We start from the raw sequence: 17,321 nt of genomic DNA on the forward strand, positions 1-17,321 counted from the left end.
ATGGCGAAGAAACTGACCGACGCGGAGCGCGCGACCTTGGGCACGACCGTGCCGCAATGGACGCCGGCGCTCGACAAGGACGCGATCCGGCGGGAATTCAAGTTCGCCGATTTCAGCGCCGCGTGGGGCTTCATGACACGGGTTGCCCTGCTGGCGGAAAAGCTCGATCACCACCCGGACTGGTCGAATGTCTGGAACACCGTGCGTATCGAACTGACGACGCACGACGTAGCCGGTCTTTCGGACAATGATGTCCGGCTGGCGCAAGCGATCGACGCGCTGATGTTTTGACGGCCCGACGGGATGGATGGCATCGGCATGGATGCGGTCAGCTTTCTTGAACGCACCAGCCGCATCCGCCGCGCCGCGTCCCGGCTGTGCCTGCGGCTGGGCTGGGCGCCGCTGCATGAAGTCCGGCTGGCCAACGGCCGGCGTGCCGACATCCTGGCGCTGCAGCCCGGCGGCGGCTTTATCTGCATCGAGGTGAAGTCCGGCCTGCGCGATTACCTGGCTGATGAAAAATGGACCGAATACCAGCCGTTCTGCGACCAGTTCTTTTTCGCTGTGGACAGCGATTTTCCGCGCGAAATCCTGCCGGCCGAAACCGGCCTGATCGTCTGCGCCGACCGCGACGCCGACCTGCTGCACGAGCCGCTGTGCGTGCGGCTGCCATCCTCTCGGCGCAAGGCGCTGATGGAGCGGTTCGCCTGGCTGGCGGCGGGGCGGCTGGCGGCGCGGGAGGATCCGATGGGGGTATCAGATCTGATGATGGCGCTGAACGATGATTGAAGACCCGACGACGAGCCCCAACAGAGGCTGAGCGCAATAGTCGGCGGCGACAGCGTGGCGGACGGAATCTTTATCAACGGACAGAAGGATCGACGGGTCGGCACGGCCTTATCGTCGTCATGGCCAGGCAACCGAACGCGCGAAGGAGGATGTGACCTGCCTATCCGTGCCGGCCAAAGTCGTTGGGATACAACAACCTACCCTCCTGCACGCGTGCCTTGGTCAGGCCAAGCATGACCGTGGCGGCGGCACCGAATGTTCGATGTTCACAGGCTGTCTCGGCGCCGGTCGGCTTCACCCCAACCGTCACCGCGCCGCGGATCTTGCCCCCACTGGCGCCCCCACCGGTGCCTTGTCCGGCAGCCAGACATCGGTCCAGCCCGACCCGCCGGTCTGCGCATTGGTCATCCTGACTTCGGTCTTGCCCGGTCCCTTGCGCTGCAGGATGGTGATGGCTGTCGGATCGCGCACCACCTGGCAGTCAACCGGTCCGGTGACATCCTCGCCATGGCGGCGCGCGGTCAGGCGGTCGAGGTCGGTCTCGCTCTGACACAGCACAGCCCCTGGGTCCAGGCGTGGCCAGGCCTGCGGCTGCGGCTTGACGTCCGGCAGGCCGGGCTTGGGCTTCTTTGGCAACAATCCGGACTCGAACCTGATGTTGCTGTCCTGCGCGCGTGCGCCCGTGGCAAACGCCAGAGCCCCAAGACAGGTTGCCATCAACAATATTCTTGCCAACGAGTTCATTGTCGTCTCCGCCCGTTTCAACCATCCTGTCTATGCGACCGACGCCAGCGTGGAGCAAGCCTTCCAGCGGACCAGGCGGGGACCAACCGCGATGGACCGGGCAGGCTGGTGATCAGGGCGGTGTCATTCCCTTTGCCGCCAGAACCGGCCGAACCACCGGATCGGCCATGGTCGCAAGGAATGCCTGGGCCACCTCCGGCTGCGCCGAATCAGCAGCAATCGCACCGGCATAGGTCGTCTGCGACTGGATCGCGGCCGGCAACGGGCCGACCAGGGTGACGCCGGGGACGGCGATGATCTCGCTGATCTGTTGCAACGCCAGATCGGCTCGGCCATCGAGCAGCGTATCGGCGGCAAGGCCGCCTTTCACCAGCACGGATTTCGGCGCCATCGCATCGGCGATGCCCATCGTCTGGAACAGCTTCGCCAGATACCAGATATATGCCGCTGGAGCCGCCGGATGCTGGGTCGACATAGGCGATCGCGCGCGCGTTCAGCAGCGTCGCCTTGAAGGCCGCGACAGTGCCGATATCGGGCGCCGGCGTGCCGGTCTTCACGCCGACGCCGATGCCGACCCGGGCCAACGTCTTCGCCGAACCGGCGACGATCTTTCCGGCCTTTGCCAGTTCATTTAGACCTGCCGGCGACATCAGCACGACATCGAACCGCTCGCCGTCCGTGATCCGTCGGACCAGCCCGCCAACGGTGTCGTTGCGCCGGATGACAGTGGTGCCGGTGCTGAACTGGAACGCCGGGATCACGGCGACGGCGACGCTGTTGATGGCACCGGCACTGAGCACGGTCAGCTCCGCTGCCTGAGCGGGCGCGGCCAGCATCAGGCACAGGACGAGCCAGCAGATCACGGAAGGCGCCGCACCGCCGACGACGGGTTGGCAGCCGGCTAGCGCATCAGGCGGCTTCGGCGTGGGCACGTGTAACCTCTGCCTTCGGTGCCGCCGCGGCTTCACGATGCAAGACGAAGTCGAAGCTGATCTCGGCGAATGGCGCGTTCAGTCCACGGGCACGGATCGCCGCCGGATCGGTTGACCGCCGGATCCGCGGGATCAGGTCGTTTCGGGTGGCGAAGGCAACGTCGTCGTGCAGATAGGCGTCGCCGTCGATGTTGATCTGCGTCGTCAGCTTGCGATAATTCGATGCCGAAACGAAAAAGTGGATATGGGCCGGACGACGGCCATGACGACCGAGCTGATCGAGCAGTTTCTGGGTTTGACCAGCGGGCGGCATTCCGTAGCCGCCGGGCAGGATGGAGCGGAAGCTGTAGCGACCCTCGGCGTCGGTTTCGATGCGACGGCGCAGGTTGAATTTCGGTTGAGACGGATCGAAGAACGAGTAGCCGCCCAGCGTGTTGGCGTGCCAGATATCGACAATGGCGCCAGCGACCGGCTGGCCGTCCATGTCGCGGACCTGGCCATTCATGAACAGCACTTCCCCTTGTTCATTCGCCTCATCCAGGCGAGCCTCAGTTTTTGAGAGCGGGGCGCCGGCGATATACAACGGACCTTCGATCGTGCGCGGCGTGCCGCCTTCAATGCCGGCTTGCTGCTCCGCCTGATCCATCCGCAAATCGAGGAATGCTTCAAGTCCGAGACTCGGCACCAGCAGGCCGGCCTCGCCCGCTTGACCGACCGCCGTCAGGTAGCTGACGGCGGACCAGAACTCGTCGGGCTGCACATCGAAGTCCTCGATCACACGGCACAGGTCGGAGACCACGCGGTGGACGATGTGCTTCATGCGCGCATCACCGTTTTCGTTGCCGAGGCCGCCGACCTTGGCCAGCAGGTCTTTCACGTCCTGGGTGTTCAACAGGGATTCGGGCATGTGTTTCCTCGATTATTTGCGTTTTGTCTCATTTCCGCGTTGCCAGCCGCAAGGGCGCCGCCGATGTGTCACTTCGTTCGCCGGTTGATATTACCACGTTGTTCTCCCTACGCCCACACTGGGGCTATAATCCACGCACAGGCGCGGATGCCCTGCTGATGTCGTCTACTGGCAAGGTCGCGCCAAAGGGGGTCGCGCGAAGAGTCGGTGTCGAAATGCGGTACGGCGAGCGGCACCCAGTGGTTCAAGACGTCCGCCGCACCGCTGCCGCCGGGTGGCTTCCCGGCAGGCGCGGGCCGCGGCCGAACAGCTTTTCCCGCAACGTCCCTGGCGCGTAGTCTTGCTTGAACAGTCCGCGGGTTTGCAGTTCGGGCACCACCAGGTCGGCCACGTCGGCGAAGCTGCCCGGCGTCAGCGCATAGGCGAGGTTGAATCCGTCGACATCGGTTTTCTCCACCCAGGATCGAAGCTGCTCGGCAACCTCCGCCGCCGATCCGATCAGCACCGGGCTGCGGCCGCCAATCGCGGCGTGGCGGGCGATCTGCGCAACGGTCCATTCGCGGTCCGGGTCAGCGGTGGTGAAAGCCTCCAGCGCAGAGGTCTGGGCGTTGGCCTTGTCGTCAAAGCGGACGACGTCGTTGGGCCGCATGGCGCCAAAATCGACGCCGGTCCAGCCGGACATCAGCGCCAGCGCGCCTTCCTCCGATACGTAGCCAAGGTAGTCCTGATACTTGTCGCGCGCGGCCTTGCCGGTAGTGTCGGTGATCACCGTGATCATGGTAAAAATCACCAGATCGCTCGGCTCCCGCCCGGCCTGGGCGGCACGCTGGCGCAGGTCGGCCACGATGCCGCCGACGATTTTCTTTGATGGGCCGTTGATGAACACACACTCGGCATGGCGGGCGGCGAAGTCGCGACCGCGTTTCGATGCTCCGGCCTGGAACAGCACTGGCGTGCGCTGCGGTGACGGCTCGCACAGGTGGATCGCGTCCACCTTGAAGTGCGGCCCCTCGTGCAGGATGCGATGGATCTTGTCGGCATCGGCGAAGCGGCGGCCGGCCCGCTCGCGCAGCACGGCGCCGTCTTCCCAGCTTGCCTCCCACAGCTTGTAGACCGCCTGCATGTAGTCCTCGGCCACGTCGTAGCGATCGTCGTGCGCGACCTGCCGCGGCATCCCCATGCCGCGGGCGGCGCTGTCGAGGTAGCCGGTGACGATGTTCCAGCCGACGCGGCCCTTGGTCAGGTGGTCCAGCGTGCTCATGCGACGGGCAAATGGATAGGGCAATTCATAGGACAGCGCGCAGGTGATGCCGAAGCCAAGGTACTCGGTCACCGCCGCCATGGCGGGGACGACCATGAGCGGATCGTTCACCGGCACCTGGACGGCCTGCTCCAGCGCGGTGCGCGGTGAGCCCTGGTAGACGTCGTAAATTCCCAGCACGTCAGCCAGGAACAGCGCGTCGAACTTCCCTCGCTCCAGCGTGCGGGCCAGGTCGGTCCAGTACTCTAACGTGTTATAGCTGTCGGCGCGGTCGTCAGGATGGGTCCACAGGCCGGGCGACTGATGGCCGATGCAGTTCATGTCAAAGGCGTTCAGGCGGATCTGTCTAGGCATGATCATCTGGGCATGATCGGTGAAGGGGGAACTGCATGGCGATGACCTGGGCGCCATCCGGACCGGCAATGGCCTGGAACGATGGATCATCAGGATAGACGAAGGCGCAGGACAGTTTCGGCAGTTCCTGGCCGGCGTGGGTCAGGCTGCCGACGGTTGGAACCCAGTATTGACCGCGACCGGCGGCGGGATCGGCGCCGGTAACCGCCTCGCCTGGTGCAATCGTGTAGCGCCAGGCGGTCATGCCGTCCGGATCGGGGCCGAGCAGCGTCTCGGTGGGAGAGGTCGGGGTGGAGAGCGGGCCGGCGACGGCCTCACGGTGGCGGCGCCCCGGAATGGTGCGCAGCGCGACACGGTTCCGCGGCATGGTCATGAAGCGGGCGCCGGGATCGAAGCCATTGCGCAAGGTGAAATACCAGACGCCCTCGTCCTGGCTGGCGCGGATCGGGCCGTACGCGGTGTGGGCGCCGGTAAAGTGAACGGTGACCGGGCGGATTTCGTGTAAGCCGAGCGTGCCGTGGCCGCCGACGACAAGCTGGAACTGGTCCTGCTGGTGGTAGTGTGCGTTGGCGGTGCTGCCGGGGTCCTGCTCGACCAGGAAGGCCATCGGGAACAGCGCTTCGGCGTCTGGGTCAGGCGTGTCGGGCGCCATGTTGTAGCGCGTCGTGCCGAGGTACAGGGTGTGCCAGAAGGTCACGCCGTCGGGTGCGGAGCCGCGGCGGCGGTTGGCGCGGGCGGTTTCGGCCGGGGCGACGAGGACCATGGGAAAGCCTCCTTGCGGGCGTAGCGGTCGGCGGAAGCGAAGCTTGGCACAGGACGTGTCCAGGTCAAACCACGACGGTTTGGCCAATCGGGTCCATCCAGAGTTCCGCGACGGACGAAGCAGGCCATTCCTGCCACAAACAAGTCGATGTGCCTGCGATTTTCGACCATGACGGACCTTCAGCGCATGCACTTGCGAAAGCTGATCGCGCGGCACCACGGCCGTAGAATGGATTGGATTACCTGTTCCGATGGTCATGCGAAGAAGAAAGCCATTCCCATCACGACGTAGACGCCGATCAGCAATACGCCTTCAAACCACGTCGTCTCGCCGTCGCTGGTGATCACGTTAACGATGAACACCGTTGCGGTGATGGCGAACAGGTCAAGTGGGTCCTTGAATACCAACGTCATCGGGCTGCCGATCAACCAGGACAGGATCACCAGCAGCGGCGCCACCACTAGGGCCACCTGGATCGCTGACCCAATGCAGATGCTCATGACCAGCCCCATCCTATCCTGACGCGCGAACCACACGGCGGAGAACAGGTCGGACACCGTTCCGACCAGCGCCAGCACGATGACGCCGAGGAAGATTGGCGACAGGTGCAAGGTGCTCGCCGCTTCCGTCAACGCGGCGGAGATCAGCTCGCTCTCCAGCGCCGCGCCAAGTGTTGCGGCGATCAGCACGCCGAGGCACAGCAATAGCGACCAGGCCGGCGCGTCCGCGTGTTCCGCCTCGGTCGCGAACACGTCGCGATGGGTTACCAGCGTATAGATCAGGTTGGCCGCGTAGAGCAGCAGCAGCACACCCGAAACCACCAGGCTCAGTGCTTCATCGCTGACACGCACGTTATCGGCGCGGACGACGCTGCGCTCGGTGAAGTCGAAGATCGCCGGCAGCAGCAGCGCGATCACCGCCAGGAACAGCAGGGTGGACAGCAAACCCGCACGCTCCCGCTTGAACGTCTGTCGCTCGCGTGAGACGCCGCCGGCGACGATCGCGAGTCCCAGGCCGAGCAGGCTGGTGCCGATGATGGACCCGGTGATCTGTGCGTGCACCACCTCGGCCTCGCCCTGCGCCACCACGAACAGGGCCAGCATCAGTTCCGCCAGACTGCCCAGGCTGATCGTCAGCAAACCGCCGACCGCCGGGCCGGTATGCTTGGCAAGCTGCTCGGTTGCGGCCCGTACCCAATCAGCCAGCACGCCGACGCCGAGGATGCCGGACAGGAACACCCAGATCGGTGCCAGGCCCAGCGCGTAATGCAGTAGCGGGGCGATCGGCACCAGGGCAAGCAGGGCCAGCCGGATCACCGGGCCGCACCCCGTTCGCCGAAACTGACCGGATGCATCGTGCCGGTCGCGCGGTGTGCGACGACCGGAGGCGCTGCGGCGAAACGAGCGACAGGCCAGGGCGGGTTTTTCGCGGCGTCGATAGGCGCTACGGCTGCGCCTGTCGGCCGAAGCCGACTGCTAACAGGATTTTCATGCCGCCGGCCCTGCGGCAGGCCGATAGCGGGGTCGACCAGGCAGAACCCGCCAGGTAGACAGGGAAGCAGGATGACCATACAGCATGCCCGATTGAAATGAGGAGCCGGGGGCAGTCCCTCTCGGCACGCCGACAGATATGCACGCCGCCAGCATGTCACTGATATGACCGGCGCACGATCACGAACCTGGGATGGAGCAGGACCTGAAGTATACGTTCCTGTCCACATTGGCCGGGTAGTCTCGGCACATGAAGGTCTTCCAAACCGGATGCCGCTCAAACACACCGGTCATCCATCGGCGTCTGCCCACGCGGGCTGCTTCGGATGGCAGCTGCGTTACCTATGAACGAGCAGTGGACGACAGCCGGTCCGGAGAATGCGGCGTCAGATGGTTGTCGCGACACCAGCGGCCGGTCCATGTACCGACCTTCGCACGGCTCATCGTCTGATTGAGATTCTTGTGAACGCGCGTCTACGCAAGCTTTTCAGCGACCTTGGCGAAACCTTCTGGCTGCTGCCCGCCGTCATGGTGGCAGCCGGCATCGTGCTGGCTGTCGGCCTTATCGAAACCGACCGCAGTGGCGCGGTGCCGGCATGGCTCATCAACAGTCGCTGGCTCTATAACGGCGGAGCCACGGGAGCTCGCACCTTGCTAGGCTCAGTGGCGTCGTCCACCATCGGCGTGGCGGGCACTGTATTCTCGATAACCATCGCCGCATTGTCCTTGGCTGCCGGCCAGATGGGGCCGCGGCTGCTACGCAACTTCACCCGCGATCGCGGTAACCAGCTTACCCTGGGGACCTTCCTCGGCACCTTTTCCTACGTACTTATGCTATTACGCAGCGTCCGCACCCATAGCGAGGGAGAGTTCGTTCCACATCTCTCCCTGAGCGTCGGCATCCTGCTGGCCTTGGTCTGTGTCATCACACTGGTGCTGTTCGTCGGCCATATGGCAGGGCGTATCAGTGTTGATACCGTGATTGACCTGGTCGGCAACGACGTTTGTTCTGCGATCCAGCGGTTGACGGTCAGCCAGCCACCGCCGCCAGCGCCCACGACCATCAGTTGGCACGACGCGGTGCCGGTGGTCGGCATCCGGCGTGGCTATCTGCAGCAACTGGATGCGGAGACCCTGGCCGACTAGGCCGCCGCGAAGGGCACTGCGGTGCGGCTGCTGGTCCGGCCTGGCGACTATGTGTTTCCTGGTGCCCCGATCGCGCTGATCTGCCCGGCGGTCGAGGGCGCCCAGACCGCCATTCAGGATGCGACGGCGCTCGGGTTGACGCGGGTAAGCTCGGCCGACCTCGAGTTCGCCATCCGTCAACTGGTGGAAGTGGCGGTGCGGGCGCTGTCGCCGGGGATCAACGACCCGCACACGGCGATGACGGTGTTGGACCGCCTCGGCACCGCGTTGTGCGACATTGTGCCGGTCTACCTCACGTCTGGCATCCTGCTCAGGAACGGCCGCCCCGTGCTGGTCGTGCCGACGGTAGACTATGATGGCCTGGTGGACGGAATGTTTCACATGATCCGACAGAACGCGGCTGGCACGGCGGCGGTGCTGATGCGGCTGCTGGAGGTGCTGATTGCCGCGGTAAGCTGTGAGCATGAAACGCGTCGAGTCGCGACGCTGCGGCGCCATGCCTGCCTGGTTCTGGCCGATGCGGAGCGCGACATCTCCAATCCCGACGACCTGGCTGACGTCCGCACGCGTTATTCCGGTTTCGAGGCGATGCGGCAGTGCGGCGCCGTCGCCTACTTCAGCACGCTGATAAATTGACCATTGGTCAACGCGCAGCGATCACGCCATCCGCTCGGCTCGGCAATGTCTCTGCACGAAGGAAGACCAGTATTCGCCTCCTGGGCAGTCCACCATGGCGGCGGCCACGCCGAACACCTAGATATCGTCGATGATCAAGAATGCCACGCACCCTGATGCCGTCCTGGCAGCGATCCGCTTCGACACCAATGGCTTGGTTCCGGCGATCGCGCAGCAGCACGACACCAAAGACGTCCTGATGATGGCCTGGATGAACGCCGACGCGGTGCGCGAAACCCTCGCCACAGGCCAGGTCTGCTACTTTAGCCGCAGCCGCGGCAAGCTGTGGCGCAAGGGAGAGACTTCCGGTCAAACGCAGCACCTGCGGGAACTCCGTGTCGATTGCGACGGTGATACCCTGCTGCTGCTGGTCCACCAGGATGGCGTCGCCTGCCACACCGGCCGGCGCACCTGCTTCTTCCGCTCCGCCCGCGACGGCGCCCTGCGGGAGATCGCCGCGCCGCAGGTTTCCCCTGACCTGCTGTACGGCCATAAGCATGGCTGAGACCACGCCAGTGACCGTGCTGACCGGCTTCCTGGGTGCCGGCAAGACCACGCTGCTGAACCATCTGCTGCGCCAGCCGGGTCTCGCCCGCACCGCCGTGCTGGTGAACGAGTTCGGTGAGATTGGGCTGGACCACCTGCTGGTGGAAACCCTCGACAATACCACCGTGCTGCTGAACGCCGGCTGCCTGTGCTGCACCATCCGCGGTGACCTGGCACGGGTGCTGCGGGAAATGCTGCCGCGCGCCCGCCGCGACGAAATCAGCCGCATCATTATTGAAACCACCGGCCTAGCCGACCCGATGCCGATCCTGACGACCTTGATGACCGATCCCGTCGCCGCCTCGGCCTACCGGCTTGACGGCATCGTCACGGTGGTCGATGCGGTGAACGGTCTCGCGCATCTGGACACGCAGGCGGAAGCGGTGCGCCAGGTGGCGGTCGCCGACCGGATTGTGATCACGAAAACCGACCTAGCCGACCCCGCACCGCTGCGAGCCCGCCTGCGGACCTTGAACCCTGGTGTCCGCGTAAGGGAAGCCACGCAAGGCGCGATCGACGCGGCTGCCATCCTGAACGCTGGCCTGTTTGATGCGGCAAGTAAAATACCTGATGTGCACGGCTGGCTAGATGCGGCCGCGTTCGCGGATGCGGAACAGCATCATTACCACGATCCCAACCGGCATGACGCCGGAACTGAAGCTTTCTGCCTGACCTTCGATGAACCCCTGCACTGGGCCGGCCTGGCGATGTGGCTCGAGATGCTGGTAGCCTCCCAGGGCGAGCACCTGCTACGGATCAAGGGCATCCTTAACCTGGAGGATGAGGACCGCCCGGTGGCGATCCACGTGGTCCGGCACCTGATCCATCCACCGACGAAACTCAACGCGTGGCCGTTAGGTGATCGACGAACCAGCCGGCTGGTGTTCATCACCCACGATCTCCCTCGCGCGGTGGTCGAGAATGGACTGCGTGCTTTCCGGGCTGCCGCGGTGATGCCGGGGCGGGATCATGCTTAGAGGCAGGCACAGGTTGATCCGATGCAGTTCGTCAGGTAGGCGCATCAGCAAGCGCCTCGCTTGGCCAATACGAGACACTGCCGGCCGAGATGCGCTACGGCGGACCAGATACCGGACCGGCATGTGACGACCGGCAACAGCGTTCATTTCTAGCTGCGATCCCCGTATATCCCAACCAAGCGAGCGTTTGCCGCATCGCCCGACACCGGTCGTCACACGGATGATATCGTCCCCCGCAAGCAGGGACGGTATTATCTATGCCTATATCCCTATTGCCGCGCCCGCCTGATTGTGTTTTCCAGCAGAATTACGACCAGGCCAACAAACAGAATGATGCCGGTCCAATTCGGCGCTACGCCCAACATGGGTAGCAGCACAGCAACGAGCAGCAGCCAAGCCACGATAGCGCCAGCAAGGCTGCCGTCATCCACAAATAACCCGAACACCTCGTTCAGGACCGTCCTGATTAAAGCCATGTCCGCTCCTCACTACACTCTGACCCCCGCGCCGCCTCGCCCGGGCCGCATCCGGCAAAGCGGAACCGCCAGCAAGGCAACAGCGAGGAAGCCGACGATGAGAGCCAGGATCGACCAGTCCGATCCCGGCCAGGCCACGCCGATCCCTTCGCCAAACCAGAAGCTGCCGAACGCCGAAAGCAGCACGCCGACGATGAATTTGAGGCTGTTCTCAGGAACACGAGACAATGGCCGGTGGACCACCAGGCCCAATATCATCACAATCAGCAGCGCCGTAAGCGCGCCGAGGCTTGCCGGCAGCAGCAGGCCGGTGCCGCCCGCGCCAATCGCAATCACAATGAACACGACCTCGGTGCCCTCCAGCATGGTGATCTGGAATGCCGCCCCGAAGGCGATCCGGTCCCAGCCCTTGGCAATGCTGCCGTTGGTATTGCCATGGCCGCGCATCGCCTCGATCTGCTTGGCGAACACCGCCGCTTCGTCATGCAGCGGAATAACGCCGGCAGACCGCAGGATTGCCTTGCGCAACCAGCGCAGGCCAAACAGCAGCAGCAGTGCCCCCACCGCGAGCTGAATAACGTCGAGCGGGACGCTAGCCAGCGCGGTGCCGAATATCGAAACGAGGAGCAGGAGCACGCCAAGCGCGACGGCGGCACCCAGCAACGTGTCACGCCAGTTCCGGACGCTGCCGACCGCGAGGATAACGGTCAGCGCCTCGACGAACTCGACCGTCGAGGCGAGGAAGGCTGCTAGGATCGATGGCCCGGCATGGGCCCAGGCAAGATCAACCATGTGATACCCCATATGAAGGCACCTGCTTGTAGCGAATGCCACAGAAACCGGAGAGTTATAAAGTGTCCACTACAGCGTGATGGAGACGGGCATCGAAGATCTCTTTGGCCAGCGGCTGGCGATCCTGGGCGACTCGCTGTCGCCGGCCAGCCGCCGCGTGGCCCGCTATATTAACGCCAATCGTGCGGCGGTGCTGGCCAGTTCGGCCATGGATCTCGCCGCCGGAGCCGGGACGTCGGACGCAACGGTGGTCAGGACCGTGCAGGCGCTTGGCTTCGCCGGTTTGGGTGCGCTCAAGCAGGCCCTGCTCGCCTCGGTCGAAAGACCGACCACCCTTGCGGATGATATGCGTCGCACGCTTGGCGATGTCGGCGAGAACACTAGCCGAGCGGTTGAACTGGTGTTCGAGGCGCATGAAGAGGCTCTTGCGCAGCTTCGCCAGCCTGACGCGCGAGCGCGGATCATCGCTGCGGTCTCGGCGCTCCATCCCGCGTCGCGAATCGCGATTTTCGGCATCGGACCATCGGCGGCGCTCGCCGGCTATGTGGCCATGCTGCTGAGCCGCGCCGGGCGGCGGAGCCTGAACCTGACCGTGACCGGCGCCATGCTGGCCGACCAGTTGCTGGACCTGCGCGCTGGCGACGCACTGCTGATTTTGGCCTATGGCCGAGCTTATCGCGAAGTCGTCGCGGTCTTTGCCGAGGCCAAGCACCTTGACCTGCCTATTGTACTGGTTACCGACAGCCTCGACCCAAAGCTCGCGCGCTTTGCGAAGGTCGTCTTGCCGGCGCGCCGTGGCCGCGCCGAGCGGGTCGCGCTGCATGGCGCCACCCTGGTCTGCCTGGAAGCGCTTGTGCTCGGCCTTGCCGCCGCCAGCAAGAGCACTGCGGTCGCGACGCTTGAGCGCCTGCATCGGTTGCGCGGTGCCATCCGCGGAGGCTGAGGTATCTTTTTATGCGTGGTCGAACGTTCGGTTCCTCCGCTGCCGGCATCCCTTTCGTCGTTCTCCGGCGCGGCTTGTTGCTTTCCAACCGACGGCACTATCACGAGCGCGGTGACCGGGGGACGGCAACTTGTTCAGCTCGTTGAAGAGATCCTCGCGTTCAGGCAGACACATAAGGATGTAACCATTCGCTTTGTGTTGGGCAGCTCGCGCACCGCCAGCCGGACACTCTATGGTCTTTAACGGCGCTTGAGAAGGAAGCCAGGACCAGCATGTCGGATCAAGCGCTTCCTCAAGCCGGACCACTGCTCGTTCTACCCGGCTTCATGCCGGATGCCGTGGGCTTCGCGTTCCGCTTTGCCTTGGCGCTGTTGCTCGCCTACCTGATCAGCTTCTGGATCCAGCTCAGCAGCGCATCCAGCGCCGGCGTGTGCGTCGCCATCGTCATTCAGGCTTCGCCAGGCATGGCGCTCAACAAAGCCTTCTACCGCTTCATCGGAACGATTGCTGGAGGCCTGATGGCGCTGGTTTTCGCCAGCGCCTTCCCGCAGGACCGGATCATGCTTTTGACCGCCTTCGCGCTCTGGCTTGGCGCCTGCACCTTCGTGGGCTCGCTGCTGCGGGACTTTCGAGCCTATGGCGCGGTCCTCGCCGGGTACACGGTCGCGATCATCGACATTTCCGGGATCGATGACCTCAGCGGAGCGTTGCTCAGCACGCTCGACCGCGTCGCCGCGATTGTCATCGGCATCCTCTGCGTGGCTGTGGTCAACACCGTTTTCGGCGCCAATACCGCTCAGGCGAACGCATTGATGCATCTCAGGCAACATCTTGAGGCGATGCGACAGATCGCGCTTGACGCCCTGAGCGGCAGGATGATGGCGGACGACGAGACCTGCGCCCGAAAGGCAGCCGAAGTGCTCGCCTTCCGGACCGAGGCGACATATGGCTCCGCCGAGCTTCCGGACGGGCGCCGGCGCAACGCGGCCATGGCCGCCGTGATCGCCGCACTGCTGGCCATGCTGGCGGCGAGCCGCGCGATCGCGCGTACCTTGTCGCTGCCTGCTTCCGATGGCATCGCCCCCGCGACCCGCGCCTATTTGGACGCGATTTCGTCCGCGATTCGAGAGGACGGTCCGATGCCCATACCCGGGCAGCTTCCCCCCGAGCCGCTCGACGCACTGCTGATCGAGCGCGCTTGGTCACTGGCCGCCGAACACCGCACCGCACGCGCCGGGTTGACCGCCGCCTTGACCGGCCAGATGGACAACGCGCCGCCGAGGGTCACGCTCGGCAGCCACAACGACTATGTCGGCGCGCTGCTGAATGCCATCCGCACCATGATCGCCGTCGGTCTTGGCGCGACCTTCTGTATCTACGCGGGGTATCCAGGTTCGACGCTGCTTCTGGTGCAGCAATCCGCCATCACCGCATTGCTGGGCTTCCAGCCCAATCCGTCGGCTGCCGCGAAAGGTTTCCTTATTGGTCTCCCCGTCCCGGTGCTCATGGCTGCACTGATCGACTATCTGCTGCTGCCTTCGGCATCGGGTTTCGTGCCATTTGCGATCGTGGTCGGTGGCTCGGCTTTTTTACTGGCCCTTGCGGCGCGGCATCCACGTACTGCAAACTTTGGGCCCCCGCTCCTGCTGTATCTGACCCTCTTGCTGGGACCATCGAACACACAAGGTTTCGATCTTATAACATTCTTGAATGAGGTTGTCGAACTCGGGCTCACCACCGTGTTTGTCATGATCACCTTCCGCCTGGTGCTGCCGGTCTCGCCGCGCCGGCGCCTGTTCCGCCTGACGAATTCAACCCGGCGATCGCTGCGTCACACCCTGCGCCGCGGCCGGCCACTGGATCAGCCAGCTCTATTATCGCGCAACGCCGATCGGCTGTCTCAGGCACTCATCTGGATCGGCAGTCCGTATCCCGCGCGCCGCGCCGTCCTGAGCCGCATCTACATTTTCTGTGATCTCGACGTGGCGCTGCGCCGCGCCTGGTCGGGCATGATGAATTCTTATCTGGCCGCGCCCGAGCTGGCACAGGCGGTCCAGATCGGACGTGAGGCCCTGACAACCGCCGTGCCAGAAGCATTGGAGCACGCCGCGCGTGTCCTGCTGGCGCATCCGCGGGCATCGATCAGTCCGGATGAGGTGCTACGCGGCGCCTCCGGCCTGTATGGCGTCAAACTGTTGCTTGAGCGTGAGCATCGTGCCCTGTCGCACTACGCCGTGCTGGGGGATTGAACGCGATGTGGCGGGAGACCAACCTGTTCGGCATCTTTATATCGCCGCTTATTGTTTATATGGTGGCTGCCGCCCTGATCTATCTTCCGATCCGGTTTGTACTCATCCGTCTGCGGGCGTTTCGTTGGGTCTGGAACGCCGCGCTGACGGAGGCAGGGATCTATGTCAGCATCCTGGGCGCGCTGGTTCTGTGGTTGTAACGCAAGCATAGGGAAGCGAGGCGGATGTTTCGGAGACCAAATTATGTGTTCCGCTTCATCCTGACGTTCACGATCCTGGCCGTCGCCGTGCTCGCCGGCGTGGCGATCTGGAACCATTATCTCACCGGCCCGTGGACGCGAGACGGACAGGTTCTCGCCTACGTTGTCGACATGGCACCCGAGGTCTCCGGTCGGGTCGTCAAGCTGAACGTCGCGGACAACCAGTCGGTTCACAAGGACGACGTGCTGTACCAGATCGACCCAGTGGACTACCAGGTCGCTGTCGCCAATGCGGAGGCGAATGTCCAGGGCAAATTGACCGCCCTGCAGAACAGTCAGGCGCAGGCCACGCGACGGGATCATCTCACCACACTGACCACTTCGGAGGAAGAGAAGCAGACCTACACGAGCAATGCCAATGCCGCGGTCGCCAGTTATGCCGCGGCTGTTTCGCAGCTCAATCAGGCGAAGATCAATCTGGAGCGCACGACAGTGCATTCCGAGGTGAATGGTTATGTCACGAACCTTCAATTGCGGGTGGGTGATTACGCGACCGCGGGCACGCGCAACCTTTCACTTCTGGACAGCGACAGTTTCTGGGTCGTCGGCTATTTCGAGGAGACCAAGATCGCTGGCATTCATGTCGGTGATCCGGCCTACGTGGCCCTGATGGGCTATCGAGATGCTATTCGTGGCCATGTCGAAAGCATCGCGCATGGCATCAATACACCCAACACGGCACCGGGGTCGCTTGGTCTCGCATCGGTCGACCCGGTCTTCACGTGGGTGCGACTGGCGCAGCGGGTTCCAATACGCATCCACATCGACTACGTCCCGGACACGGTCCTGCTTGCCGCCGGCCTGACCGCGACAATCACCGTAGGGCCGCAGAGCAATCCGCACTCCAACCATGGCCTGATCTCGCGGCTGCTCACCATGGTCGCCGGCTGAAGGCCGCTGTTGCCCAGGTGTCGCTCGCGGCCCAGCGGCGGCGCCGGGTCTATCGGATGCGCTACCTGTTGGCTGAGAACGATTGCCAGGACTGCGGTGCGGCCTCAGCCTTCATCCGGTCAGACCTTACGCCGACTGATCTCACAGTCCCTCAAACAGTGTCGTGGTAATATAGCGTTCGGCAAACGACGGGATGATCACCACGATCCGCTTGCCAGCATACTCCGGCCGCTTGCCGACGGTCAGTGCCGCCGCCAGCGCCGCACCGGATGAGATACCGCCGGGAATGCCTTCGGTTCTGGCCAGCTTGCGAGACCAGGCCAGGGTCTCCTCGTTTGACACCTGGATGACCTCGTCGTAGGCCTCGGTGTCTAGTACCTCCGGCACAAAGCCGGCGCCGATGCCCTGGATCGGATGCGGTCCGGGCTTGCCGCCGGACAGGATGGGACTGGCGTCCGGTTCCACCGCGAAGAACTTCAGCCCAGGCCGCCGCGGCCGCAGCGCGTGCGCCAGACCGGTGATGGTTCCGCCGGTGCCGACGCCGGCCACGATCGCGTCCACCTCGCCGGCGGTGTCGTACCAGATCTCCTCGGCCGTGGTCCTGGCGTGGATTTCCGGGTTGGCCGGGCTGCCGAACTGGTTTGCGGTCACCGCGCCGGGATGGTCCGCCAGCAGCGCATTGGCGCGGGCCACCGCCCCGTTCATTCCTTTCTCCCGCGGCGTCAGCTCCAGTTCCGCACCCAGGTAGGCCAGCATCTTGCGGCGTTCCATCGATACCGATTCCGGCATGGTCAGGATCAGCCGGTAGCCGCGCGCGGCGGCGACGAACGCTAGGCCGATGCCGGTGTTGCCGGAGGTCGGCTCGATGATCGTCCCGCCTGGTTGCAGCTTACCCTCGGCCTCCAGCGCCAGGATCAGGTTTACGCCGATGCGGTCCTTCACGCTGGCGACCGGGTTGAAGAACTCCAGCTTCAGGACGATGTCAGCGGTGATGCCTTCCTCGGCCAGGATTTTTGGGATGCGCACCAATGGCGTGTTGCCGATCGTCTCGGCGATGCTGTCATAGATCCGACCGCGCAAGGGGCGATCAAAGACGAGTGGCTTGTTTCCGGTTCCCATGGCGCGT

The 17,321-nt window shown here is 64.2% G+C and carries 17 protein-coding genes and 2 pseudogenes; 9 read left to right on the forward strand and 10 right to left on the reverse strand.

Going from position 1 to position 17,321, the window contains the following annotated elements:
• Together ACQY4S_RS19825 and ACQY4S_RS19830 are read left to right on the forward strand one after the other, a co-directional pair.
• Positions 1 to 291, forward strand: a complete 291-nt coding sequence (locus tag ACQY4S_RS19825) for a 4a-hydroxytetrahydrobiopterin dehydratase (protein ID WP_428486935.1) — start codon at positions 1 to 3, stop codon at positions 289 to 291.
• Between the two features lie 27 nt (positions 292 to 318).
• On the forward strand, positions 319 to 789 hold the full coding sequence (locus ACQY4S_RS19830) for an MmcB family DNA repair protein (RefSeq protein ID WP_428486936.1): 471 nt from the start codon (positions 319 to 321) through the stop codon (positions 787 to 789).
• Positions 790 to 1,095: 306 nt separating this feature from the next.
• Here ACQY4S_RS19830 and ACQY4S_RS19835 read toward each other — a convergent pair whose 3' ends face one another.
• The 7 genes and pseudogenes from ACQY4S_RS19835 to cax all read right to left on the reverse strand — a co-directional run bounded on the left by ACQY4S_RS19835 (position 1,096) and on the right by cax (position 7,066).
• Positions 1,096 to 1,506, reverse strand: a complete 411-nt coding sequence (locus tag ACQY4S_RS19835; RefSeq protein ID WP_428486937.1) for a hypothetical protein — start codon at positions 1,504 to 1,506, stop codon at positions 1,096 to 1,098.
• A gap of 139 nt (positions 1,507 to 1,645) precedes the next feature.
• On the reverse strand, positions 1,646 to 2,008 hold the full coding sequence (locus ACQY4S_RS19840; RefSeq protein ID WP_428486938.1) for a molybdate ABC transporter substrate-binding protein: 363 nt from the start codon (positions 2,006 to 2,008) through the stop codon (positions 1,646 to 1,648).
• 34 nt (positions 2,009 to 2,042) lie between these two features.
• Positions 2,043 to 2,369: pseudogene (locus tag ACQY4S_RS19845) on the reverse strand (substrate-binding domain-containing protein); the annotation flags it as partial.
• 73 nt (positions 2,370 to 2,442) lie between these two features.
• Positions 2,443 to 3,372: a catechol 1,2-dioxygenase gene (catA, locus tag ACQY4S_RS19850; protein ID WP_428486939.1), complete on the reverse strand. Its 930-nt coding sequence runs from the start codon at positions 3,370 to 3,372 to the stop codon at positions 2,443 to 2,445.
• 244 nt (positions 3,373 to 3,616) lie between these two features.
• Positions 3,617 to 4,987 carry an LLM class flavin-dependent oxidoreductase gene (locus tag ACQY4S_RS19855; protein WP_428486940.1) on the reverse strand — a complete coding sequence of 457 codons (1,371 nt, stop codon included), beginning with the start codon at positions 4,985 to 4,987 and terminating at the stop codon, positions 3,617 to 3,619.
• On the reverse strand, positions 4,980 to 5,750 hold the full coding sequence (locus tag ACQY4S_RS19860; RefSeq protein ID WP_428486941.1) for a hypothetical protein: 771 nt from the start codon (positions 5,748 to 5,750) through the stop codon (positions 4,980 to 4,982). Before ACQY4S_RS19860 ends, ACQY4S_RS19855 begins: the two co-directional genes overlap by 8 nt.
• 254 nt (positions 5,751 to 6,004) lie before the next feature.
• Entirely contained in the window at positions 6,005 to 7,066 is a 1,062-nt protein-coding gene (cax, locus tag ACQY4S_RS19865; RefSeq protein WP_428486942.1) for a calcium/proton exchanger, read from the reverse strand.
• Between the two features lie 564 nt (positions 7,067 to 7,630).
• Between cax and ACQY4S_RS19870 the strand changes: the two are divergent.
• The 3 genes and pseudogenes from ACQY4S_RS19870 to ACQY4S_RS19880 all read left to right on the forward strand — a co-directional run bounded on the left by ACQY4S_RS19870 (position 7,631) and on the right by ACQY4S_RS19880 (position 10,584).
• Positions 7,631 to 9,022 (forward strand): annotated as a pseudogene (locus ACQY4S_RS19870) (DUF2254 domain-containing protein).
• A 130-nt stretch (positions 9,023 to 9,152) separates the two neighbouring features.
• Positions 9,153 to 9,566, forward strand: coding sequence for a phosphoribosyl-AMP cyclohydrolase (gene hisI, locus ACQY4S_RS19875; protein ID WP_428486943.1), 414 nt, complete (start codon positions 9,153 to 9,155; stop codon positions 9,564 to 9,566).
• The gene (locus tag ACQY4S_RS19880; RefSeq protein WP_428486944.1) at positions 9,559 to 10,584 is read left to right on the forward strand and encodes a CobW family GTP-binding protein; all 1,026 of its coding nucleotides are present in this window, start codon (positions 9,559 to 9,561) and stop codon (positions 10,582 to 10,584) included. Before hisI ends, ACQY4S_RS19880 begins: the two co-directional genes overlap by 8 nt.
• 269 nt (positions 10,585 to 10,853) lie before the next feature.
• On the opposite strand, the gene ACQY4S_RS19885 is transcribed toward ACQY4S_RS19880, so the two are convergent.
• Both ACQY4S_RS19885 and ACQY4S_RS19890 read right to left on the reverse strand, forming a co-directional pair.
• Positions 10,854 to 11,060, reverse strand: a complete 207-nt coding sequence (locus ACQY4S_RS19885; RefSeq protein WP_428486945.1) for a hypothetical protein — start codon at positions 11,058 to 11,060, stop codon at positions 10,854 to 10,856.
• A 12-nt stretch (positions 11,061 to 11,072) separates the two neighbouring features.
• Entirely contained in the window at positions 11,073 to 11,852 is a 780-nt protein-coding gene (locus ACQY4S_RS19890) for a COG4280 domain-containing protein (RefSeq protein WP_428486946.1), read from the reverse strand.
• Positions 11,853 to 11,931: 79 nt separating this feature from the next.
• On the opposite strand from ACQY4S_RS19890, the gene ACQY4S_RS19895 reads away from it, so the two are divergent.
• The 4 genes from ACQY4S_RS19895 to ACQY4S_RS19910 all read left to right on the forward strand — a co-directional run bounded on the left by ACQY4S_RS19895 (position 11,932) and on the right by ACQY4S_RS19910 (position 16,195).
• Complete coding sequence (locus ACQY4S_RS19895) at positions 11,932 to 12,795, forward strand: MurR/RpiR family transcriptional regulator (RefSeq protein WP_428486947.1); 864 nt, start codon at positions 11,932 to 11,934, stop codon at positions 12,793 to 12,795.
• A 272-nt stretch (positions 12,796 to 13,067) separates the two neighbouring features.
• The gene (locus ACQY4S_RS19900) at positions 13,068 to 15,044 is read left to right on the forward strand and encodes an FUSC family protein (RefSeq protein ID WP_428486948.1); all 1,977 of its coding nucleotides are present in this window, start codon (positions 13,068 to 13,070) and stop codon (positions 15,042 to 15,044) included.
• Positions 15,045 to 15,049: 5 nt separating this feature from the next.
• Complete coding sequence (locus ACQY4S_RS19905; RefSeq protein WP_428486949.1) at positions 15,050 to 15,244, forward strand: DUF1656 domain-containing protein; 195 nt, start codon at positions 15,050 to 15,052, stop codon at positions 15,242 to 15,244.
• A 24-nt stretch (positions 15,245 to 15,268) separates the two neighbouring features.
• Entirely contained in the window at positions 15,269 to 16,195 is a 927-nt protein-coding gene (locus ACQY4S_RS19910) for a biotin/lipoyl-binding protein (protein WP_428486950.1), read from the forward strand.
• Between the two features lie 141 nt (positions 16,196 to 16,336).
• Here the strand turns inward: ACQY4S_RS19910 and cysK are convergent, their stop codons facing one another.
• On the reverse strand, positions 16,337 to 17,314 hold the full coding sequence (gene cysK / locus ACQY4S_RS19915) for a cysteine synthase A (protein ID WP_428486951.1): 978 nt from the start codon (positions 17,312 to 17,314) through the stop codon (positions 16,337 to 16,339).
• Between the last annotated feature and the right edge of the window lie 7 nt (positions 17,315 to 17,321).

It is taken from the genome of Rhodopila sp., assembly GCF_965276935.1.
Taxonomy (GTDB): Bacteria; Pseudomonadota; Alphaproteobacteria; order Acetobacterales; family Acetobacteraceae; genus Rhodopila.